At 68.9% G+C, this 20815-nt stretch carries 19 protein-coding genes and 3 pseudogenes; 11 read left to right on the plus strand and 11 right to left on the minus strand.

The genetic code is table 11. The features are described from left to right. Positions 1–169 precede the first annotated feature (169 nt). Positions 170–796, minus strand: coding sequence for a class I SAM-dependent methyltransferase (locus IEZ21_RS40060; protein ID WP_189326749.1), 627 nt, complete (start codon positions 794–796; stop codon positions 170–172). Between the two features lie 465 nt (positions 797–1261). Between IEZ21_RS40060 and IEZ21_RS48135 the strand changes: the two are divergent. Then, positions 1262–1423 (plus strand): annotated as a pseudogene (locus IEZ21_RS48135) (IS982 family transposase); the annotation flags it as partial. Between the two features lie 297 nt (positions 1424–1720). Here IEZ21_RS48135 and IEZ21_RS48685 read toward each other — a convergent pair. Further along, a pseudogene (locus IEZ21_RS48685) lies at positions 1721–1834 on the minus strand (hypothetical protein); the annotation flags it as partial. Between the two features lie 164 nt (positions 1835–1998). On the opposite strand from IEZ21_RS48685, the gene IEZ21_RS40070 reads away from it, so the two are divergent. The 3 genes from IEZ21_RS40070 (at position 1999) to IEZ21_RS40080 (ending at position 4741) form a co-directional block, all read left to right on the plus strand. After that, positions 1999–2811: an oxidoreductase gene (locus IEZ21_RS40070; protein WP_213089415.1), complete on the plus strand. Its 813-nt coding sequence runs from the start codon at positions 1999–2001 to the stop codon at positions 2809–2811. Between the two features lie 65 nt (positions 2812–2876). Further along, entirely contained in the window at positions 2877–3395 is a 519-nt protein-coding gene (locus IEZ21_RS40075; protein ID WP_189326751.1) for a nuclear transport factor 2 family protein, read from the plus strand. Positions 3396–3595: 200 nt separating this feature from the next. Continuing rightward, positions 3596–4741 (plus strand): L-dopachrome tautomerase-related protein, encoded by a 1146-nt coding sequence (locus IEZ21_RS40080; protein ID WP_189326752.1) that lies wholly within the window; start codon positions 3596–3598, stop codon positions 4739–4741. Between the two features lie 130 nt (positions 4742–4871). Here IEZ21_RS40080 and IEZ21_RS40085 read toward each other — a convergent pair whose 3' ends face one another. Further along, entirely contained in the window at positions 4872–5705 is an 834-nt protein-coding gene (locus IEZ21_RS40085; RefSeq protein WP_189326753.1) for a PIG-L family deacetylase, read from the minus strand. Positions 5706–5945: 240 nt separating this feature from the next. Between IEZ21_RS40085 and IEZ21_RS40090 the strand changes: the two genes are divergently transcribed. The 5 genes and pseudogenes from IEZ21_RS40090 (at position 5946) to IEZ21_RS40105 (ending at position 8857) form a co-directional block, all read left to right on the plus strand. Beyond that, the gene (locus IEZ21_RS40090) at positions 5946–6515 is read left to right on the plus strand and encodes a TetR/AcrR family transcriptional regulator (protein ID WP_189326754.1); all 570 of its coding nucleotides are present in this window, start codon (positions 5946–5948) and stop codon (positions 6513–6515) included. Between the two features lie 258 nt (positions 6516–6773). Then, on the plus strand, positions 6774–7475 hold the full coding sequence (locus IEZ21_RS40095) for an SDR family oxidoreductase (RefSeq protein WP_189326755.1): 702 nt from the start codon (positions 6774–6776) through the stop codon (positions 7473–7475). Positions 7476–7508: 33 nt separating this feature from the next. Further along, positions 7509–7638: pseudogene (locus tag IEZ21_RS48995) on the plus strand (alpha/beta fold hydrolase); the annotation flags it as partial. 35 nt (positions 7639–7673) lie between these two features. Next, positions 7674–7814, plus strand: a complete 141-nt coding sequence (locus IEZ21_RS40100) for an alpha/beta fold hydrolase (protein WP_373302359.1) — start codon at positions 7674–7676, stop codon at positions 7812–7814. Between the two features lie 68 nt (positions 7815–7882). Beyond that, positions 7883–8857: an NmrA family NAD(P)-binding protein gene (locus tag IEZ21_RS40105; RefSeq protein ID WP_189326756.1), complete on the plus strand. Its 975-nt coding sequence runs from the start codon at positions 7883–7885 to the stop codon at positions 8855–8857. A 462-nt stretch (positions 8858–9319) separates the two neighbouring features. On the opposite strand, the gene IEZ21_RS40110 is transcribed toward IEZ21_RS40105, so the two are convergent. From IEZ21_RS40110 to IEZ21_RS40145, 8 genes are all read right to left on the minus strand, one after another. Beyond that, positions 9320–11002, minus strand: a complete 1683-nt coding sequence (locus IEZ21_RS40110) for a bifunctional 3-(3-hydroxy-phenyl)propionate/3-hydroxycinnamic acid hydroxylase (RefSeq protein WP_189326757.1) — start codon at positions 11000–11002, stop codon at positions 9320–9322. Beyond that, positions 10999–11871, minus strand: a complete 873-nt coding sequence (locus IEZ21_RS40115) for an alpha/beta fold hydrolase (RefSeq protein ID WP_189326758.1) — start codon at positions 11869–11871, stop codon at positions 10999–11001. Before IEZ21_RS40115 ends, IEZ21_RS40110 begins: the two co-directional genes overlap by 4 nt. A gap of 1 nt (position 11872) precedes the next feature. After that, positions 11873–12475, minus strand: coding sequence for an amino acid synthesis family protein (locus tag IEZ21_RS40120; protein WP_189326759.1), 603 nt, complete (start codon positions 12473–12475; stop codon positions 11873–11875). A 115-nt stretch (positions 12476–12590) separates the two neighbouring features. After that, a complete protein-coding gene (locus IEZ21_RS40125; RefSeq protein ID WP_246568675.1) occupies positions 12591–13118 on the minus strand; it encodes a VOC family protein in 528 nt (175 codons plus the stop codon). 2 nt (positions 13119–13120) lie between these two features. Further along, the gene (locus IEZ21_RS40130) at positions 13121–14143 is read right to left on the minus strand and encodes a WD40/YVTN/BNR-like repeat-containing protein (RefSeq protein ID WP_189326760.1); all 1023 of its coding nucleotides are present in this window, start codon (positions 14141–14143) and stop codon (positions 13121–13123) included. A gap of 85 nt (positions 14144–14228) precedes the next feature. Continuing rightward, the gene (locus IEZ21_RS40135) at positions 14229–15023 is read right to left on the minus strand and encodes an SDR family NAD(P)-dependent oxidoreductase (protein WP_189326761.1); all 795 of its coding nucleotides are present in this window, start codon (positions 15021–15023) and stop codon (positions 14229–14231) included. 108 nt (positions 15024–15131) lie between these two features. After that, the gene (locus IEZ21_RS40140; protein WP_189326762.1) at positions 15132–16652 is read right to left on the minus strand and encodes an aldehyde dehydrogenase family protein; all 1521 of its coding nucleotides are present in this window, start codon (positions 16650–16652) and stop codon (positions 15132–15134) included. Between the two features lie 11 nt (positions 16653–16663). Then, positions 16664–18256, minus strand: coding sequence for an acetolactate synthase large subunit (locus IEZ21_RS40145; RefSeq protein WP_213089416.1), 1593 nt, complete (start codon positions 18254–18256; stop codon positions 16664–16666). A gap of 115 nt (positions 18257–18371) precedes the next feature. Here IEZ21_RS40145 and IEZ21_RS40150 point away from each other — a divergent pair, with 115 nt between their 5' ends. Beyond that, positions 18372–19151, plus strand: a complete 780-nt coding sequence (locus tag IEZ21_RS40150) for an IclR family transcriptional regulator (RefSeq protein ID WP_189326763.1) — start codon at positions 18372–18374, stop codon at positions 19149–19151. A gap of 182 nt (positions 19152–19333) precedes the next feature. After that, complete coding sequence (locus tag IEZ21_RS40155; RefSeq protein WP_189326764.1) at positions 19334–20803, plus strand: APC family permease; 1470 nt, start codon at positions 19334–19336, stop codon at positions 20801–20803. Positions 20804–20815 lie beyond the last annotated feature (12 nt).

Here is a 20815-nt window from a genome sequence, read left to right on the forward strand (position 1 = left end):
GGACCGACATCGGCCCACGTCAGGGCGGACAGAAGCACCTCCGGCGCGCGTCACGGCATTTACCACGCCCCCGGCGCGCACCGAAGGTGCGCTGAGTCGCTGACCTGCAATGCTGGTGATTTAGCGCATAGCTGCAGCTAGAGCGTGTGCTGGTGACTGGGGCGCGGATTCAGTTGGTGGGGAGGGAGTGCACGCTGACGGCATAGCCGCCGCCTTGACAGTAGGGATCGCCGCCCCAGGTGGCGTAGCGGTGGCGCAGGGTCAGTCCGGCCTGGGCGCACCAGTGATCGAACTCCGTCAGAGTCACTGGAGGTTCCGGCAGCGGCAGGTGTGCCGCGTCCAGCCCCATGCCCGTGACCAGCAGTCCGCCGGGACGCAGGACGGCAGCCAGTTGCTGTACGACGGCTGATTCGGTGCCGGAGGCCAGCAAGGGGATGACGTTCCCGGCGGCAACCACCAGGTCGAAGCCCGGCTTCAGGCCGAGGGCATCCAGCTGCGCCAGGTCGCCGTGGAGCCAATCCAGCCCGGGGGCGTCACCGCGGGCGACAGCGAGCATGGAAAGGTCGGTGTCCACGCCGGTGCAGTGGTAGCCCAGCTCGGCGAGCCGAATCGCGACCCGGCCGGTGCCGCAGCCGGCGTCGAGGATCCGGGCGGGGGGCTTCAGCAGTGCGGCGCAGAAGGCGGCCTCGCCGTGGATGTCATGGCCCGATTCGGCCAGCCGCGCGAAACGCTGGGCGTACTTCTCTCCGGCTTGTCCGCCTGTCAGTTCCGCCCAGCGGTCGCGTTGCCTGCTCATGTTCTGCGTGCCTTCCGGTCAGCCTCGGTAGCAGAGGCGAGGACGCTGCCATAGCGCTTGATCGTGGGTGAAGACCTCGGATCCTGCTACGAAGGTACGCGGGCGCGGCTCGTCTCAGCGAGCAGTGGCGAGCAGTGAGGGCCAGTACGTCTGCGGACGCGGCGAATTCGATGTCGTAACCCATCACCGGGATGACCGCGCGTTCGTCGACGCGGGCCGAGTTTCGCCGGCCGCCTCGGTCTGATGCCCGTGAAGTCCCTGGCCGCCGCACGCGCACATGCCGCCGTCGCCGAACGGCACGGAGCTGTCCCCCGAGCTGCAGCGTCTCACAGTGAGACTCCTCCCTTAGATGCCCTCCGGCATGCTCAGGACGACGCGCCAAGGCGGAGCGTGACGAGTGGGGGGTGCTTCTATCTGTTCGGTGAAGGTCTGTGGGCAGGCTGTTGTTCGTGCCCGGGTCGGTACTCCACCCCCGTGGAATGCGCCCGCTCCCGCGAGACCGTCAACCGCTCCGACCTGGCCGACTGGGCCAACTACGGCTACTGCCGCTCCCACTCCCGCTTCTACTGGGGCCTGAAACTGCACCTGGTGTGCACCCCGGCCGGCCGGCCTGTCAGGCCTGGCATCAACCGCACTGCTGGACCTTGCTCCCCGGTACTCGGGGCGATACCCGGTGATCGTAAGGGAATTGATGAGCAGCTGGGTGCGGGGAAGGTTGTGGTCTTGTCGGCGCCGGCGCTCAGCGGCAGGGCGTGGTTTCCCGGGGTCTCGTCCAGCCGGGCCGGATGCTCGCCGAGCTGGTCGTCGCCCCGTGCGTCGGCGGTTGCCGTGACGGCGTATACCTGCATCTACGTCGCTCCGCGTCAAGGCAGCGACGATCGCCTTCTTGCCCGAGATGAGTCGGAAGAAGTGCGGCTGCGTGACACCGGCACACTTGGCGATCGCCTTGGCAGGGGTGCCGTGGTGGCCCTTGAGTGCGAACTCGGCGATCGCGGCGCGGGGATGACGCTCTCGCGTCTGTCCTGCCTGCTCATCCAGCCTGTGCCGCCATGTCGGCGGGCGCCGGTCGGCTCAGCCTGAAGACGGCCGTGGCGCGGGCCCGGAATCAGTTCCCCGCTTGAGCTTGTGCATTGGAAACCGATCGGTTTACAGTGATGCCAAGAGAAACCGATCGGTTTCCAAGATGAGTTCGGGAGTGCATGATGACGACAAATCGACCGGTGGCCCTCGTGACGGGCGCGTCCTCCGGCATCGGCAAGGAAGCTGCGCTCGCGCTGGTCGCGGCGGGTTTCGAGGTGGCCGGCACGGGCCGCGACACCTCACGCGTCGCCCCGCTGGGCGGTGTGACGTTCTTCGACCTCGACGTGGTCAGTGACAAGTCGGTCACCGCCGTGGTCCAGCAGGTGATCGAGAAGTTCGGGCGGATCGACGTCCTGGTCAACAACGCCGGCATCGGCTCGATCGGTGCGGCCGAGGAAACCTCCATCACGCAGGCCCAGGGCGTCTTCGACATCAACGTCTTCGGGGTCATGCGCATGGTGCAGGCGGTCCTGCCGCACATGCGCGCTCAGGGACGCGGGCGCATCATCAACCTCTCCTCCGTGCAGGGGTTCTTGCCCGCGCCCTACATGGCCGTCTACGGCGCCTCCAAGCATGCGATCGAGGGCTACTCCCAGTCCCTGGACCACGAGGTCCGCCAGTACGGCGTCCGCTCGCTGCTCGTCGAACCCGCCTACACCAGGACCGGATTCGAGGCCAACAGCGCCAAGCCCGACACGCCCCTGCAGACCTACGCCGACCAGCGGCACGTCTTCGACCGCCTGATGACGGAGGCGATCAAGGGCGGCGACGACCCGGCCGTGGTCGCCAAGGCGATCGTCACGGCAGCGACCGACGCGAAGCCGAAACTGCGCTACGCCGCCGGACCCCTGGCCGGGCGCGCACGCATGCTCCGCTTTGTTCCCGCCTGGGTCCTGGACAAGCAGATCCGCAGCATGAACAAGCTCACCGGCTGACACCCGCCACCCGCGCATCCCGCCACCCACAAACCCGTTCGCGCCGTTGATACCGGGAGAGACCCGTGTCCGAGACCCTGCACTCCGCCGCCACTACCATCGCGCGCTGGCGCTCCGCCGAGGAACGCGGTGATGTCGAAGCCGCGGTCGCGTGCCTGAGCCCGGACGTCGTGCTCAGCTCGCCGCTCACCGACCAGTTCCGCTTCGAGGGATCTGACCAGCTGCGCGACTTCCTGACCGTGGCGTTCGCGGCGGTCAAGGACGTCCGCTACCACACCCAGACCGGCGAGGGCGACACGTACGCCCTGGTCTACCGGGCGCGGGTGGGTTCCCAGTCGTTCGAGGAGGTGCAGATGCTGCGGCTCGACGACCAGGCACGCATCACGGAGATCACGCTCTTCGGGCGTCCGATGCCGGCTCTCACCGCCTTGATGCACCTCATGGGTCCGGCGCTCGCTCGCCAGCAGGGCCGCCGGGGCCTTGCGACGCTCATGAGCGTCAGCACCGTACCCATTCACGCGATGGTCTCCTCGGGGGACCGCAGCATGGTCGCGAAGACCCGCCCGGCAGCCCGGCGGAACTGAGAGCACCAGGTCCACCGGCCGTTTGACCCCGTTCCCCTTCCAGGAGTTGGCGGTAGCCGCAGGCGATGTCCTCGGCGGACAGCGCTCCTGGTGGCGGCCTCCACCAGCCACGGCAGTGTCCGGCCATTCCCCCCACGCGCCGAGGTGCTGCGGCAACTCGCCGCGCCCTCCAGTGACTTGACCCGACAGGAGACGCTCTCATGAAACGACGTACGTTCCTTACGGCGACCACCGCGTCGCTGGCCGCCACCCAACTCGCCGGACCCGCCTCCGTCTCCGGTGCAACAGCCAGAAACTATGAGGTAGTTGCTCGCTTCTGGGGCGCGATGCCCACAGGTGTCACCGTCTCGCGCCGCGGCCGCATCTTCGTCAACTTTCCCCGCTGGGGCGACGATGTCCCGTTCACCGTCGCCGAACTGCGGGGCGGCAAGCCGGTGGCCTACCCCGACGCCGAGGTGAACCGCCAGGACGCCTCCGACCTGGCCGGGCACTTCCAGTCGGTGCAGAGCGTCGTCGTCGATGCGGCCGACCGGCTGTGGGTCCTCGACACCGGAAGCCCGCTGTTCGCCGGGTCCTCCTACGGCGGTCCCAAGCTCGTGGCCGTCGACCTGCGCACCGACCGGATCGTACGGAAGATTCTCTTCCCGCCCGAGGTGGTGCCGGCGAACAGCTACCCCAACGACGTGCGCTTCGACCTGCGGCGCGGCGCCGAGGGCATGGCGTTCATCACCGACTCGGGCGGCTCGAACGGCGTGATCGTGGTCGACCTCGCCACCGGCCGCTCCTGGCGGCGGCTGGCCGGGCACCCCTCGGCGCTCCCGGACCGGCAGTTCCTTCCGGTCATCGAGGGCGAGCCCTTCATGGTCCGCCCCGCGGGCGGCGAGCCCACGCACTACGAGACCGGCTCCGACGGCATCGCTCTCAGCGCCGACGGCACGCGCCTGTACTACTGCCCGCTGTCCAGCCGCCGGCTGCACAGCGTGTCCACCGACGCCCTCGCCGACCCGGACGCCACGGACGCCGAGGTGGCGGCGACGGTTGAGGACCTCGGGTTCAAGCCGATGGCCGACGGCCTGGAGAGCGACGACAAGGGGCGGCTCTACGGCGGCGACCTGGAACACAACTCCCTCTGGCGCAGGAACCCCAACGGCACCTATCGGACCCTCGCCCAGGGCAGCGACCTGCTCTGGATCGACACCCTGTCCGTCGCCTCGGACCGGCACCTGTACGCCATCGCCAACCAGCTCAACCGCCTTTCGCCCTTCCACGAGGGCAAGGACCTGCGCCGCAAGCCCTACCTCCTGGTCCGCCTGCCGATCGACGCCGGACCGGTCAGGCTCGTGTGACCTCCTCTGCGAGAGCTTCGGGCGGCTCACACTCGACGAGACACTCCATCTGGCCGCCGAACTGAGCCTGGACTGCGTGGAGTTCGCCACCGGCGCCTGGTCCACGGCCTCGCATGTCGACGTCGACAGCTCAGCGCAGGCCGGCGAAGAGGTCGTTCTCGGGCAGGGGCGCGCCGGTGGTGTCGTGGACCCGGACGAACGTCTCCACGCCCATGAGCTGCGTGAACCTCTCCTTGCCCATCCGCAGGAAGAAGATGTTCTCACCCTGGCTGGCATGCGCGGCCAGTGCGTCGAACTTCTGGCTGCCGAACTCAGTGGTGTCCACCCACGTGGTGATCTCCTCGTCGGGCAGGCCGATTTCGGGCCCCTCTCCGGCCTCGGACGGATCCGGCTCCTCCCAGTCCATGCCGAACTCGCGCATGATCTGACCGAACTGCGTCATCATCGAGCGCGGCGCCGTCGTCCAGTACACCTTCGACGCCATCCCGGTCAGCGACAACGCTGCCATCGTGATCCGGTTCGCCTGGATGTGATCGGGGTGGCCGTAGAACCCGTTCTCGTCGTAGGTCACGACGACATCAGGCTGGTAACGCAGCATCAGTTCGGCCAGCCGAGCGGCTGCCTCATCCACGGGCGTACTCCAGAACGATCCGGGCGCGGTGTTGGCCGGCCAACCCATCATCCCGGAGTCGGCGTACCCGAGCAGCTCAAGATGACCGACCCCCAGGACGTCACAACTCGCTTCGAGCTCGCCTCGACGCACCACGGCAACGGCAGCCGGATCATGCCCGGGGTCGCCCGGCTTGGCGCCCCCCGGACCGTCACCGCAGCTACCGTCGGTGCACGTGACGAGCACTGTGCGGATGCCCTCCGCCGCATAACGCCCCAGGACACCCCCTGTTCCCGTGGCTTCGTCGTCCGGGTGGGCGTGCACTGCCATCAGCGTCAAAGGCCGGTCAGTCATGGAATCCATCCCCTGGGTGGTCAAGCGATCAGTGCCAGTCTGCGGCACGGCGGTACGTGACCGCCCGCAGTCCGCCGAGTCCGTCCGGTGATCCCGGAAGGGGCTGCACCGCGTCCCCGCCAAGACCGTTGCCGAGCCTCTGAGTGGCCTTCAGGCGTCCGCACGGTGCCAGGCGTCTCCCCGGCACCCCCTGGAAACCGATCGGTTTCTATTTTGTCCGATTCGGGTTAACCTCGCGGTATGACCACCAAAGCGAAGCCAAGTCCCAGAGAGCGGCTGCTGGAGGCAGCGGCCACGCTCACCTACCGAGACGGTGTCGGCATCGGCGTCGAGGCGCTGTGCAAGGCGGCGGGGGTGTCCAAGCGCTCCATGTATCAGCTGTTCGAGAGCAAGGACGAACTGCTGGCGGCGAGCCTGAAGGAGCGCGCCGCCGGCTTCGTGGCCGGGCTCCTGCCGCCGGCGGACGACGGCCGCTCACCCCGCGAGCGGATCCTGCATGTCTTCGAGCGGGTGGAGTCGCAGGCGGGTGTCCCCGAGTTCCGCGGCTGCCGGTACCTGGCCGTGCAGATCGAGCTCAAGAATCAGGCCCACCCCGCGAGCCGGGTGGCCCACCAGATCAAAGCGGATCTGACGGCCTTTTTCCGTTCCGAGGCCGAACGGGGTGGCGCGAGCGATCCCGACCTGCTGGCCCGGCAGCTCATCCTGGTCTTCGACGGCGCCAACGCCCGCGCGGGCATTCAGGCCGACAATCTGGCCGGGCTCATCGCACCCACTGTGGCTCTCCTGCTTGATGCGGCAGCCGTGCGCTGACGCGCCCCGTCTTCGAGCAGGCTCGGCGACCGAAACGCTCTTCGTCACTGTCGGCGGGCTCGCGGCTTCACCGGCCTGCGCCGGGCGAGTACGGACTCCGCCGATGGATGCGAAGCCGGCCCCCGAAACCTGAGCTCCGCCCGACTCCACCTCGACACCGCGCGCCGTAGTCATCCGCCGCTCAACCGACTTGCATGACGAAACCGATCGGTTTACGGTGGTGAAAACCGATCGGTTTCCATCTTCGTGGAGGTAGTCATGACAGCAATCAAGGGCGCCAACGTCTTCGTCACCGGAGGCAGCCGGGGCATCGGCAAGATGCTGGTCGAGGAGCTCTACGCGCGCGGCGCCGGCAAGGTTTACGCCACGGCCCGTGACCCGCGCTCGGTGACGCACCCCGGTGCGGTTCCGCTGGCACTCGAGGCCACTGACCCGGCATCCGTGGCAGCCGCAGCCGAGCAGGCCCAGGACGTCACCATCCTGATCAACAACGCCGGGGCCTCCGTCCGCGCTTCGTACCTCAACTCCCCGATGCAGGACGTGCGCCGGGATCTGGAGACCAACTTCTACGGGCCGCTGCTGGTCACCCGGGCCTTCGTGCCGATCATCGAGCGCAACGGCGGGGGTCACATCCTCAACGCCCACTCCGCCCTGTCCTGGCTGGCCGACGGCACGCCCTACGGCGCCTCCAAGGCCGCCCTGTGGTCGCAGACCAACTCCCTGCGCCTGGAGTTGCAGCCGCGCGGCATCGCGGTGACCGGGCTCCACATGGCCTACGTGGACACCGACATGACCTCGGGCGTCGACGCACCCAAGGCCGACCCCCGCGACATCGCCGTGGCCGCACTCGACGGCATCGAGGCAGGTGCGCACGAGGTGCTGGCCGACGACATCACCCGCTGGGTCAAGTCCCAGCTGTCCGCCGACCTGGAAACCATGTACGCCCAGCTGGCGAAGTAGTAGCACGCACTCACGCACTTCAAGGAGATCTGCGTGGAAAGTCCGCTCACCCACCGCTTCGTCGACGTGAACGGTGATCCGGCTGCACATCGCCGAGCAGGGGCAGGGACCGCTGGTCCTGCTGCTGCACGGCTGGCACGGCTGGCCGGAGAGCTGGTACTCCTGATTTTCCGTGGCCAGGGCGGGTCGGAGAATCCGTTGACCGCTGTCGCGCCTCACCTGCACGGCCCGGTGATGCTGCCGGGTCGCGGTCACTGGACACAGCAGGAGCGTCCCGCCGAGGTCAACGCCGCACTCCTCGACTTCCTCACCCGCATCGACGGCCCCGCGTCCCGATGACGCTACGCGGCATCCGCCTCGTGGCTTTCTCAACAGCTGACTCCCCCCACCAGGCAGAGGACACCTTGATGCCAGAGAGCAACCCCATCCTGATCACCGGTGCCGCCGGCGAAATCGGCGGCGTGAGCCGCACCATGGTCGACATGCTGCTCGAACGAGGGCACCCGGTGCGCGCGTTCGTGCGCCAGGACGATGAACGCGCCCACGCGCTCCGGCAGGCAGGGGCCGAGGTTGCCGTCGGTGACCTGCTCAACATCGCCGACGTGATCGCCGCGCTGAAGGGCGTCCGCCGCATCTACTTCAGCATGAGCCTGTCGCCGTACTACACCGACGCCGTCAGCCTGATGGCCGCGGCGGCACGGGCCCAGAGCGACATCGAGGTCTTCGTCAACATCTCCGAGTACGAGCAGTCGTTCATGACGTTCGAGAAGATGACCGCGCCGGAGGAAGAACGGCGTGCATGGCTCGGCGGACTCGTCACGCAGTGGTCGCCGCAACAACGCGCCCACTGGATCGCCGAGCAGGTGCTGGACTGGTCCGGCCTCCCGACCGTCAACATACGGGCCGCCATGTTCGTCGAGAACCCCCTGATGACCTGGCTGGCGCTGGGCCCGCTGAGCAACGGTGAACTGCGCCTGCCCTTCGGCCACCATCGGCTCGCGCCCATCGCCAGTTACGACGTGGCGGAGCTGTGCGTGAAGATCCTCACCGACCCGGCGCCGCACATCTCCAAGTCCTACGACCTCAACGGCCCGGAGCTGAAGGACATGCACGGGTTCGCCCAGGACTACGCCGCCGCACTGGGACGCCAGGTCACCTACGTTCCCGAAGACGTCGAAACCTGGAACGAGACCTACGTGGACAGTGCCCTGGCAGCGTTCCCGCACACCGCGGAGCACCTGAAGACCCTGACCCGGCTGATGGGCGGCGGCGGATACCGCGGCACCACCGACCAACTGGAAACCCTCCTCGGACGCCCGCCGAAGACCGTGCGGTGGGCACTGGAGAACCACCCACGCATCCGGAAACTGGCAGCCGCCTGAGCCGCCGAGTGATCCGGGCCACCTCTCCCGCTCGTCGGATTCCGCCCTTTGACGCGTGAAGGTGACCGAACGCACCTGGGGCCACCACGTCGACCTCGAGCTCCGTAGCGGGCGTGGCCCTGCGCTGTGCCAAAGTGCCAACCATCTCTCTGATTCGAGCCTCCAGTCGTTGAAGCTACTTGGCATCAGTGCAGGTCACGAAGATTGCCTGATGCCAACTAGCGATCCTGGTCACAACAAGGCTGCGTCGTCCCATGCGGGACAGGCCCCGGCGTGAGCCGCGCCATCACCTTGTGACAATCGAGGACGTACCCGCGATCGCGGGCCATGGCGTCGGTGTACTCCTGCGCGGCCTTCGGGGGAACTTCGTCGGCCGTCATCCTCGGTCTCCCTCGTGCGGGGCGGTACGGACGTAGTGTGCCGTCGCGCCCGGTCTGAGGAGGTAGTCGCGCTGCTCGATGATCACGACGCCTCTCCCTCCGTGACGGGCATCGAGCGCCAGGCGTCCTTGAACTCCGTGGACCGTGACGGCGCGACCAGTCGTTCGAAGGCGCCGGTCACCGTCGCCAGGTCTCGGGGTTCGGTCAGGGCCGCGAGATACCGGTCGGGGCGGACGACGGCGACGCTGCCCTGGTGCTGGGTGAACCAGTCCCGCAGCGTGCCGTCGACGTCCTCCACCGTCACCGAGTCGGTCATCGACGTGCGCCGCTCGGTACGGGACCGACCGGAGCGGGATTCGACGACGGTGATGTAGCGAGTGCCGATACGGTCCCAGAAGGCACGGGAGTCAGCATCCAGATGTACGAGCGGATCAGTGCCGTAGCCGATGAGGGCGAACCACTCGCCGAGTGTCTCGTCGAGCGGCAGCACCCGCCCTTCGGCGGTCTCGACCCTGGGCTGGATGAGCATCCGGCCCGCCGGTGAACTCTTCCGAAAGGTCCCGTGGCGGTGCAGCATGACGCCCTCGCTGTACCGGGGCACGGGCTTGAACCGCATCTGTATGACCCAGTCGCGCACTGACGGTGCCACCGTGAGTCCGCGCAACAGGGTGTCGCGCGCGCGGGCCACCGTGGGGCTCGTCGGTGAAAGGAACCGGCCGAGGGCGTCCGACAGTTTCACCATCGTCCTGGCGTGCTCGCGCCGCTCGGTGTCGTATGTGGCGAGAATCCTCGGATGGGCGCGGCCGGTGACGACCGCCGCCAGCTTCCAGGCGACATTGGTCGCGTCCCGTATGCCGGTGTTCATGCCCTGCCCTGCCCATGGGGGCATGAGGTGGGCGGCGTCGCCCACGAGGCAGATCCGGCCGTCCACGAAGCGGTCGGCGACCCGCGAATGGTGCGTGTAGACGCGAGCTCGGATGATGTTGAGCGCCGTGGGATCGGGCACGTGCCGGGTGAGGAGTTCGCGTACCTTCTCGGGCCGGAGCATGGCCTCGGCGTCCTCGCCGGGGAACAGCATGAACTCCCAGCGGCGGTAGTTGTAGGGCAGGTCCAGGCAGACGTACGGGCGCTTCGGGTCGCCGTGCAGTCCCGTGTACGGGGCGTCGAGCGGATCATTGTCGCACTCGATGACCACCCACTTGCGGGGATGGGTGTCGCCGCTCAACGGGATGCCGAGTTGCTCGCGTACGGTACTGCGGCCGCCGTCGGCGGCGACCACGTACTCGGCGTGGACGAGTACGCGTTCGCCCTGGGGGTCTGTGACGTGGAGCCGTGCTTCGGTGCCGTCCTGCTCCACACGTATGAGTTCGTGCCCCAGCAGAGGCCGGACGTGGGGATAGCGTTCGAGGCCGGCGTGCAGCGTGCGCTCCGCGAGTTGCTGCATGAAGATGTTGCGCCGGGGCCAGCCGTACTCCTTGGTTTCCGGCCGGATGTCGGCGAGACAGACACCGTTCGCGGCGAACATCCTCAGCGGAACGTTCTGGATCATGTCGGCCAGCATCTCGTCGGCGAGCCCGATGCCCTGGAAACTGCGCAGGCATTCGTCGTCCATGCCGACCGCGCGCGGGTAGTCGACGATGTCCTCACTGCGGTCGATCAGCAGGGTGCGTACCCCGTAGAGGCCGAGGTAGTTCGCGACCGTCGCTCCGACGGGCCCGGCGCCGACGACGGCGACCTGGGTGCGGTGTTCGACGGGTTCGGTCATCGGACAACCTCCGAACTCCTGAGGAATCTTGTGAGGCGGTGATGGAAGAGATCGGGGGCGTCGTCGTGCACGTAGTGGCCTGCCCCGGGGATCTCCACCGTGTGGATGCGCGGGTTGCGCTGCGTCATCGCGGCCATGGTGGCGGCGGGGAGGAAGTCCGACTCCCCGCCCCGGACGATCAGGGTCGGGCACCGAAGGGCGTCGACGTACGGCCACAGGTCCACCTGCCGGGCCGGATCAGGGTCGAGGCGGGCTGCCGCGATGCCCGCCAGGTCGAACTTCCAGCGCCACCGTCCCTCTCCGTCCGGGGCGAGGGTGTGCCGCAGCCTGGAGTCGAGGGCGTCTTCGGAGATGTTCGGCCGGATGTCGCGCCAGTACGCGCGGGCCGCCTCCTGGCTGGGGAAGTCCGGGGGAGTGTTGGCCACTTCGCGTTTGATGCGCTTGGCTCCCTCGCCGGACAGCGATGAGCCGGGCCCGATGTCCTCGACGACCGCCGCGCCCACCCGCTCGGGGTGACGCGCGGCGTAGACGTACGTGGTGGTGCCGCCCATGGAATGACCCAGCAGCACGAACCGGTCCAGGCCGAGGCGGTCGGCGAACTGCTCCAGATCGGCTACGTAGGACTCCGTGTAGTACTCGCCTTTCGGATCCCAGTCGCTGTCACCTCGCCCACGAGCATCCGGGGCCAGCACGCGGTAGCGGTCGCCGAGCCGTTGTGCCAGCGGCTCGAACGTCCGGGCGTAGCTGCGCAGTCCGTGCAGCATGACGATCGCGGGCCGGTCCTCGTAGCCCCACTCGACATAGTGCGTGCGCAGGCCGTTGAGTGTGATGAAGCGGTCCTGCCCCACTGCGGTGGTGTCGGCGGCCATCTCAGTGCAGCCCGTCCTGGCCCTGCACCTCGTCGGCGTTGATACCGCCCAGCCGGGCGTGCAGCCGGCCACGCGTGGCGAACGCGAACACCACGACGACCTCGTCCGGGTTCGGGGCGTCGGAGAAGTTCACCGTGATGGTGTCGTAGTGCGAGCGGACGTAGAGGGCGTCCTTGTGGGCCAGGGGAACGTCGAGTTCGGTACCGGGCCCGCCTCGCTTGCCGGTCGAGGGGACCCACGCCTTCCCGCCGCCGACCGCCTCGCGCACCGGGTTCGCGAAGACCGCGGTGAGGAAGGCGTTGCCGTGTTCGTACTCGCCTGCCGTGCCGACCAGGCACGCCTTGCCGTAGCTCTGGATCGCGAGGCCGCCGGCCGCCTCCTGGATCCGCCGGCCGAACTCCTCACCCAGCTTGGGCGATTCGGTGACGATGTCGCCGAGGTCCTGGCTGAACCGTCCGGCGTAGGGATTGTGGATCGCCGCCGCGATGACGATCTTGCGTACGGGCTCGCCGTCCGCGAGGACGCCTGTCTCGTTGGCGAGGGTGTCCTCGGTCTGGGTGAACCACTTGCGGATGTGGTAACCGGCGAAGTTGGGCTGGGGCATGGGTGTTTCCTCGGGTTCCGGACGGAGACGGGACTCGGGCATGGAGAGCTCCGTGAAGAGACGGGACGGTAAAAGGGGGTGGGGCAGAGGCGGGGCGAGACCTGGACGCCAGGGGCTAGCCGCGGAGTGGCTCGATCTCCACCGGCTCGCTGGGGGCGCCGTACAGGCCGAGGATGCGTTTGCCCTCCTCGTCGTCGGTGACCGTCTCGTGGAAGAACTCGAAGCGGTTGCCGTCCGGATCGGTGAAATAGAGGCCGAAGCCGATCTTGTGGTCCGTGGTCTTCACCACGGGTACGCCCTTGGCCAGCAGCATCCCGTACAGCCGCCGCCACTCCTCCAGGTCGCCCTCCACCTCAAGGCCGTAGTGCTGCAGGCCGACACCTCCCGTGCCGGCTCCTTCCTCGGCGCGGATCAGGGCGATGTCGTGGTGCTTCTTGCCGAAGGACAGGAACACCCACTGCGGGCCGCGTGCGGTGACCTCCATGCCGAGGACGTCCTCGTACCACTGGGCAGAGGCCTCCGGGTCGCGGACGAACAGCGACAGATGGGTGCGGCGTACCCGCGGCTTCGGAGCGTTCTGCGGGTCGGCCGGGATCGGCGTGGGCTCCTCGTTCGGGTCGAGTACGCGCTCGTCGGGGTCCAAGGTCAGTGTCCTTCCGTGGCGGGTGCTACTGCCGGAGTCCAGGTCACGTCCGTGATCTCGCTGAACTCGCGCCACTCCTTGCGCCAGGTGCGACCGGAGTCGATGGAGCGGAAGAGATGGCCGTACTTCGTTCCCGCGAAGACCAGTTGTGGATCGGCGGCGTGGGTGCCGAAGGCCCAGACGGTCGAGTTGGCGGGCGTGTCCAGGGCGGTGTCCTGCCAGGTGTGCCCCAGGTCCTCGGAGCGCAGGATCTTGGTGGTGGTGCCGGGGGTGCCGTCGCCGATGCCGAGCAGCAGGTCGTCGGTGCCGGGGAGCTGCTTGACCAGCCGGGTGTAGTAGATGCCGAACGTCTTGCGGGAGTCGGTACGGGTCCAGCTGGCGCCGTCGTCCTGGCTGACGAAGAGTGCGTTGACGACGGCGACGACGATCGTCTTCGGCGGGCCCTCCAGGACGACCACACAGTGGATGTCGGAGTTGGTGACGCCGTGGGGCAGGGTGGCAGGGGTGCCGTCGATCCGCTCCCAGGTGTCGCCCCGGTCAGCGCTGCGCCACAGGCCGCCCTCCTCGATGCCGAACCACATGTTCTTGGGTTCGTAGCGGTCGACGACGCAGGTCAGGACCCTGGGACGGTTGACGCCCGCGCAGAACTCCGGGATTTCCGGGGGCAGTTGGTCCCAGGTCGCCCCGCCGTCCGTGGTGCGGAACATGGCGGCCCGGGAAGGGGCGCCGGTTCCGGCGAGCATCGTGTCCGGATGGGTGGGGTCGATCGCCAGCGACCAGATGGTCCGGTCGTTCATGGGCGAGTCGACACGGTGCCAGGTGACGCCGGCGTCGGAGCTGCGCACGAGTCCCGCGTCGGCGCCGGCGAAGACGACGTCGGGTTGTTCGGGATGGACGGCCAGGCAGCGGACGACGGCGTCGAACTCCAGGGCCTGTCCGAGTCCGAGACGGGACCACGTGGCGCCGTCGTCGGAGGAGCGCAGGACGCCCTGGCCCGCGGTGGCGACCAGGATGGTGCCTTCCATGTCGTGGGTTTCCTTTCGGAACTGCGGAACGAACGGGTGGGGTGAGGGGATGGCGGCCGTGGGGTGAGGGGGTGGTGGCCGTGGGCTAGAGGAAGATGCCGCGCGTGAGACCGCCGTCGATGCCCACGGACTCGCCGGTGATCGCGGCGGCCCTGGGGGAGGCGAGGAAGCAGACGGCCTGGGCGATCTCGTCCGCCTCCAATACCCGGCGGATCGGTGTGCGGGCGATGAAGTCCGCCTCGACCTCGGCCGCGGTGATGCCGCGCTTGGCGGCCTCCTTCTCGTAGAGCTCGTGGATGTGCTCGGTCTCCACCACGCCGGGATGCAGGGTGTTGACGGTGATGCCGGACGGGCCGAGCTGGTCGGAGAGGGCCTTCGTCATGTGGACGATCGCGACGTTGCGCAGGCCGGAGAGCGCGTGGCTGGAACGGCCGGTCAGTCCGCCGATGTTGATGATGCGGCCGTAGCCGCCCGCCTTCATGTGCGGGGTGACGGCCTGCGCGCAGCGGAAGTAGCCGACGACCTTGGTGTTGATGTCGGCCAGCAGCAGTTCGGGGTCGGCTTCCTCGACCGAGTTGCGGACCAGCCCGGAAGGGGCGGCCGCGCCGTTGACGAGGATGTCGATCCGCCCGAGGTCGTCGGCCACACGCCGCACCATGGCGCGTACGGACTCGGTGTCGTTGGTGTCCGAGGCGTAGGGAACGACCCGGCCGCCGGTCTCGGACTCGAGTTCCTTGGCGGTGCGTTCCAGCAGGGGCAGCCGACGGGCCGTGATGACGACGGTCGCGCCCTCGGCGGCGAGTTCGCGGGCGGTGGCTTTGCCGATGCCCAGGCTGCCGCCGGTGACGATGGCGGTCCTGCCGCCCAGTTCCAGGTGCATGCGTGTCTCCCACAGACGTGATGGGCAATAAGGGGCTTCAGCGACAAGGGGCTTCAACGACAGGGTGTTTCGGCGACAAGGGCCTTCGGCGACAAGGGCCTTCGGATGTCAGCTGAGGTTGACCCAGACGCTCTTGACCTCGGTGTAGAGGTCGAGCACGGTCCGCCCCATCTCCCGGCCCCAGCCGGACTGCTTGAACCCGCCGAAGGGCGACGCGGGATCCGTGAGGTTGTAGCAGTTGATCCACACCGTGCCCGCCTGCAGTTCGTCGGCGATGCGATGGGCGTGGCCCAGGTCGGAGGTCCAGATGCCGGCCGACAGCCCGAAGGGGGAGTCATTGGCCCGCTCGACCAGATCGTCCACGTCGTCCCAGCTCATCGCCGCCAGCACGGGACCGAAGATCTCTTCCTGGACGATGCGCAGGCCGTCGTCGGGCGCCACGAACACCGTCGGCTGGACGAAGTAGCCGCCGTCGTACGGCGCGCCGAGGTCGGGCCGCCCGCCGCCCGCGGCCAGCCGGGCACCCTGCTCCCGGCCGGCGTCGATGAACCCGGTGACCCTCTCGTGGTGTCTCGCGGAGACCAGCGGCCCCATCTCGGTGGCCGGGTCGCTGCCGGGCCCCACGACGATGCCGCGGGCGCGCTCCGTGACGGCGTCCAGCACCTCGTCGAAGATCTTGCGGTGCACGTACAGCCGGGAGCCGGCCGTACAGACCTGGCCCTGGTTGAAGAAGACGGCCTGGGCGGCGGCCTCGGCGACGGCCTGCGGATCGGCGTCGGGAAGCACGATGTTCGGGGACTTGCCGCCGAGTTCGAGGGAGACCTTCTTCAGGTTCCCGGCGGCGGCACGGACGACGGCGCGGCCCGTCTCGGTGGACCCGGTGAAAGCGATCTTGTCGACTCCGTCGTGCGCGGCGAGGGCCGCGCCCGCCGTGGCACCGCGCCCGGTGACGACGTTGACGACACCGTCCGGCACCCCCGCCTCCTGGAGCAGCTCGGCGAGCCGCAGCGTGGACAGCGGGGTCTCCTCGGCCGGCTTGAGGACGACCGTGCAGCCGGTGGCCAGTGCGGGTGCGAGCTTCCAACAGGCCATCGACACGGGGAAGTTCCACGGCACGATCAGACCGGCCACGCCCACCGGCTGCCGCGTGGTGTAGTTCAGCACCCGTAGCCCGTCGCGCGGCGAGACGGGGATCGTGCTGCCTTCCAGCTTGCTCGGCCAGCCCGCGAAGTAGCGGAACAGTTTCACGCTGGTGCCCACGTCCACGGCCCGCGCCACCGAGACCGGCTTGCCGTTGTCGTGTGACTCCAGCAGGGCCAGTTCCTCGGCGTGCGCCTCGATGACGTCGGCGATGCGGTTGAGCAGCGCGCCCCGGTCCAGCGGGCTCATCCGCCGCCAGCCGGCGTCGTCGAAGGCGCGGCGCGCCGCTTGGACGGCCCGGTCGATGTCGGCGGCGTCGCCGTCGGGAACGGCGGTGAGCACGGTACCGGTGGCGGGGTCGACGCTCGCGAACGAGCGGCCGCTCAGGGCCCCGACCCAGTGGCCGCCGATGAACATGGTCCGCGGTTCGGCCAGGAAGCGAGTGACCGCTTCCGCCGCGCCGGTGACCGGGGCTGCTGCGCTGTGCATGGTGGCTCCTCTCACAGGGCCATCTCGATGAGCTGAGGACCGCCGGCGGCGAGCGCGCGGCCGAGTTCGCGCCGAAGCGCCTCGCCCGTCTCCACCCGTGTGCCGGGCACGCCGTAGCCGCGGGCCAGCGCGGGCCAGTCGAAGGCCGGGCCGTCCAGGCTGGTGAGCGCCGTCGCGCCCGGGCCCGGACGGCTCTGTCCGTGCCGGCCGAGCTCGGTGCGCAGCACGTTGTAGGCGCGGTTGGAGGCGATGAGGGTGACGACGGGCAGCTGCTCGCGGGCCATCGTCCACAGCGACTGGATGGTGTACTGCGCGCTTCCGTCGGACTGCAGAGCGACGACCTTGCGGCCGGGTGCGGCGATCGCGGCGCCGGCGGCGGCGGGCAGGCCCTGGCCGATGGCTCCGCCGGTGTTGGTGAGGGTGGTGTGGCGGGCGGCGCGCGACGACGCGGTGAAGAAGGGGTAGCCGCAGGTGCCGCCCTCGACCGAGACGATGGCGTGTTCGGGCAGCATCGCCGAGGCGATCCGACCGACCGACTGCGGCGTGAGCGCTCCGTCCGGGAGTCCTTCGTCGTCCGGTCGGGGCGGCTGTGGGGCCGGTTCGGGAGCACCGAGCGCGTCCGCGAGGACTTCGAGCGCGAGTGCGCCGTCCTCCTCCGGGGTGCTTAGTACCTCCACGGTGCCGGAGGGAGCCAGCAGGCTGGGAACCCCTTCGTAGCCGAAGTACGACACTGGCTCCAACGCACCGGCCAGCACGACCAGTTGAGCCCCGGCGAGGGCCTCGATCGCCTTCTCCGGGAAATACGGGAGCCGGTCCAGGTCGGGAAGGCCGCCACCGCGCTCGGCGGCGGCCGGGAAGGTCTCGCCGTACAGGACGGCCCCGGTGGCGGAGGCGATCCGGGCCGCCGCCCTTTGGCCGCGCTCGTCGAGTGCCGCACCGCCCAGCAGGAGGACAGCCCGCTCGCCGGCACGCAGCCGCTTGGCGATCGCGTCGATGACGTCCGCCGCCACTTCAGGCCTGCTCCGGGGATGGGGCAACTCGACGTCCACGGGGGCCTCGAGCACTTCCTGCTGGAAGTCGGCGGGGGCGATGAGCGTGGCCCCGCAGCCGGGCGCGGCGGTGGCGGCCACGACGGCGCGGGCGGTGAGCTGGGCCAGGCCCGCGCCGGAGGCGGCGGTGCCGACCCAGCCGGAGACGGGGCTCGCGAGCGAGACGATGTCCGAGGTCAGGGGAGCGTCATGAACGAGATGCCAACTGGCGTGATCTCCGACGACGTTGAAGACGGGGGAGTGGGCCCGTCGTGCGTTGTGCAGGTTCGCGATGCCGTTGGCGAAACCGGGGCCCAGGTGGAGCAGCGTCATCGCCGGCCGGCCGGCGATCCGGGCGTAGCCGTCGGCCGCGCCGGTGCAGACACCCTCGAAGAGCCCGAGCACCGCGCGGGTGCCGGGAACCGAGTCCAAGGCGGCGACCAGGGGCATCTCCGTGGTCCCCGGGTTGGCGAAGCAGACGTCCACTCCGGCGGCGAGCGAGGTCTCGATCAAGGCCTCGGCCCCGGTCAGGCCGCCGGACCGGTTCGCCTGCCAGACGGTGGTGGCGTGGGTCATGGACATTCCTCCGTGCACTATGCGCACCATCCGTGCGTATAGTGCACAGCATTGGCGTGGTACGGCTCCGGCGTCAACCCCCGGATCCAACAAGCCCGTGCCATACGCTGAACGCGTGAGCGCAACAGGGAAGGCGGTAGGCGGCGTGCGGGCAGAGGCCGCGAACGACGCGGAGGGCGGCGCGGGTGACGGACCCGAGGAGAAGGCGAAGCGCCCCAGTCAGCCGCCGTCGCAGACGCTCGTCAGAGGCCTGGCCGTTCTACGGGCCGTCGCTCACCAGCCCCGTGGCCTGACGGTCGCCGAGATCGCCGCCCGGACGGGGCTGCACCGGACGGTCGTGCACCGCCTCGCGGGCACGCTGGCCGCGGAGGGATTCCTGGCGAAGAGCGCGGACGGCGCGTACGTACCCGGGGGAGAACTGCACACGCTCGCGGGCACTTCGCGGCCCACCCTCGCCGAGTTCATCCAGCCACTGCTGCAACAGCTCGCGGACCGGTACGGCGGTACGGCGATCCTGTTCTTCCCGGAACCGGACTGTGTCGTCGCCGTGGCCACGGCCGTTCCCCAGGACGCCGACTACCACCTCGCCTACCGCAAGGGCTCTCGCCAGCCGCTGGACCGGGGGGCCGCACCGTGTGCGATCCGGGCCGGACGGGCGCCCGCCGACGACGACTCGGACGCCGTCCGTGAGGCCCGCCGCAGGGGCTGGGTCGCCAGCCACGGTGCGGTGGAACCCGGAGCCCACGCGGTCGCCGCTCCGCTGGCCCGCGACGGAGACGTACTGGACGCCTGCGTCATGTTCGTCTCGCACCGGCAGGACCGCGTCGACGAGGCCACGCCGGAAGTGGTCTCCGCCGCGCGAGCGGCCCGAGCGTTCTTGCTGGGTCCGCGCTAGGGCCGCCCATCCCGCGTTCCTCGCTGGTCAACCCCCGCCCCCGCCGAAGGACTTCGGCGGGGGCGGTCGCCTTTGTGTCCGCCGGGCCTTGACACCCGCCACGAGCCACAACACGATGTGCTCTCAACAAACGTGCAGCGTGTACGAATATCGCACAGTGGTGAAACTGGAGGCTGATCGGGATGACAAGCCCTGATCGCACCACCCTGGCCCACGGCCGCCTGTCCCTGATCGGCGTCCTCACTCAATCACTCGGCTTCATGGGACCGGTCTTCTCGGTCGCGGCCCTCCTGCCCCTGGTCGTGGGCCTGTCGGCCACGGGACGCGGCGCTGGCGTCGCCACTCCGATCGCGATCGTCATCGCCGGTATCGGCATGTGCGGCGTGGGATGGATCATCGCCCAGTACGCGAAGCGCATCCATCTGTGCGGCTCTCTCTACGAATACGTGAGTGACAGTGCAGGACCTCGCACCGGCGTGATCGCCGGATGGCTCTACTACGGAGCCATGTTGGTTCTGGGAGCCTCGACGTACCTCGTCCTCGGCGGACTCACGCAGACATGGCTCAAGAGCGCCCTGTCCGTGGACGTGCCGTGGTGGCCGCTGTCCCTGATGTACGCCGCCGTGACCTCAACGATTCTCGTGGTCGGCGTTCACGTCTCGATCCGGGCGCAACTCATACTCGCCCTGGGCGCCATGGTCGTCGTCCTCGTTTTCTCGCTGGTCATCATCTTCCGCGGCGGCCAGAACGGCGAGAGCTGGTCCGCCGAACCCTTCAATCCCTTCGCCGTGGGGGGTCTGAATCTGCTCTTCGGCGTGCTGTACGGCATCAACATGTTCATCGGGTTCGAGTCGGCGGCCAACCTCGCCGAGGAGACCTCGGATCCCAAACGCCATGTGCCGCGGGCGGTCATGCTCTCGCTGTGCATCGTCGGGGTCTACTACGTGGTGGTGGCCTACGCGCAGGTCATGGGTTTCGGCCTCGACTCGGAGGAGTGGAAGAACAGTGTCTTCCCGCTGGAGAAGCTCTCCTACGGTGAGGAGTTCGGCTCTGCCGCGTTCGGAAACTTCCTGGCGGTCCTGATCATTCTCGACATCCTCGCGGTGGCGATCGGAATCGGCGTCGCATCGACTCGGGGAATGCTCTCGATGGCCCGCAGTGGCCGGCTGCCGTCGAAGCTGGCTGTTCTGCACTACCGGTTCCGTACCCCTGTGTGGGGCGCCGCGCTGCTGGGCGCCGTTTCGTGCGTCGCCATCATCGGTGTGCACGTGGCGGGCGACCGGATGTTCGGCCAAGGGGCCGGGCAGCCGCGATGGTCGTCGGCGTTCGGCTGGATGGCCGGCTTCGGCGGGACAGGCATGGCGATCATGTATCTCGTCGTCGGTGCCGCGGGTGTGAAGGGCCTCTGGAACCACGTCAGCCGCACCAAACTGCTCATCGCGGGAAGCACCGGTGTAGCAGTTGCCGCCGGCGCCGTGTTCGGCGCGGTCTACCAGGCGGCCAGCCCTCTCAACACCGTTCCCTGGGCTTTGCTCGTGTGGGTGGCACTAGGTGCGGTCTGGTCCTTGTTCGCGCTTGGCCGGTCGTCCCGTACGGGAGAACCCGTGACGGACCAGACGGCGGAAGACACCAGTGAAGTGACCCCACTGTGACGACAACCCGGA

The organism is Streptomyces flaveus, from assembly GCF_014647675.1.
Lineage (GTDB): Bacteria > Actinomycetota > Actinomycetes > Streptomycetales > Streptomycetaceae > Streptomyces > Streptomyces flaveus.

What these genes read in the sequence shown, in the direction of transcription:
- IEZ21_RS40140 (WP_189326762.1), bottom strand. Translation starts at nt 16,652, where the DNA reads ATGCACAGCGCAGCAGCCCCGGTCACCGGCGCGGCGGAAGCGGTCACT.
- IEZ21_RS40060 (WP_189326749.1), bottom strand. Translation starts at nt 796, where the DNA reads ATGAGCAGGCAACGCGACCGCTGGGCGGAACTGACAGGCGGACAAGCC.
- IEZ21_RS40135 (WP_189326761.1), bottom strand. Translation starts at nt 15,023, where the DNA reads ATGCACCTGGAACTGGGCGGCAGGACCGCCATCGTCACCGGCGGCAGC.
- IEZ21_RS40105 (WP_189326756.1), top strand. Translation starts at nt 7,883, where the DNA reads ATGCCAGAGAGCAACCCCATCCTGATCACCGGTGCCGCCGGCGAAATC.
- IEZ21_RS40130 (WP_189326760.1), bottom strand. Translation starts at nt 14,143, where the DNA reads ATGGAAGGCACCATCCTGGTCGCCACCGCGGGCCAGGGCGTCCTGCGC.
- IEZ21_RS40145 (WP_213089416.1), bottom strand. Translation starts at nt 18,256, where the DNA reads ATGACCCACGCCACCACCGTCTGGCAGGCGAACCGGTCCGGCGGCCTG.
- IEZ21_RS40155 (WP_189326764.1), top strand. Translation starts at nt 19,334, where the DNA reads ATGACAAGCCCTGATCGCACCACCCTGGCCCACGGCCGCCTGTCCCTG.
- IEZ21_RS40080 (WP_189326752.1), top strand. Translation starts at nt 3,596, where the DNA reads ATGAAACGACGTACGTTCCTTACGGCGACCACCGCGTCGCTGGCCGCC.
- IEZ21_RS40110 (WP_189326757.1), bottom strand. Translation starts at nt 11,002, where the DNA reads ATGACCGAACCCGTCGAACACCGCACCCAGGTCGCCGTCGTCGGCGCC.
- IEZ21_RS40090 (WP_189326754.1), top strand. Translation starts at nt 5,946, where the DNA reads ATGACCACCAAAGCGAAGCCAAGTCCCAGAGAGCGGCTGCTGGAGGCA.
- IEZ21_RS40095 (WP_189326755.1), top strand. Translation starts at nt 6,774, where the DNA reads ATGACAGCAATCAAGGGCGCCAACGTCTTCGTCACCGGAGGCAGCCGG.
- IEZ21_RS40115 (WP_189326758.1), bottom strand. Translation starts at nt 11,871, where the DNA reads ATGGCCGCCGACACCACCGCAGTGGGGCAGGACCGCTTCATCACACTC.
- IEZ21_RS40085 (WP_189326753.1), bottom strand. Translation starts at nt 5,705, where the DNA reads ATGACTGACCGGCCTTTGACGCTGATGGCAGTGCACGCCCACCCGGAC.
- IEZ21_RS40120 (WP_189326759.1), bottom strand. Translation starts at nt 12,475, where the DNA reads ATGCCCCAGCCCAACTTCGCCGGTTACCACATCCGCAAGTGGTTCACC.
- IEZ21_RS40070 (WP_213089415.1), top strand. Translation starts at nt 1,999, where the DNA reads ATGACGACAAATCGACCGGTGGCCCTCGTGACGGGCGCGTCCTCCGGC.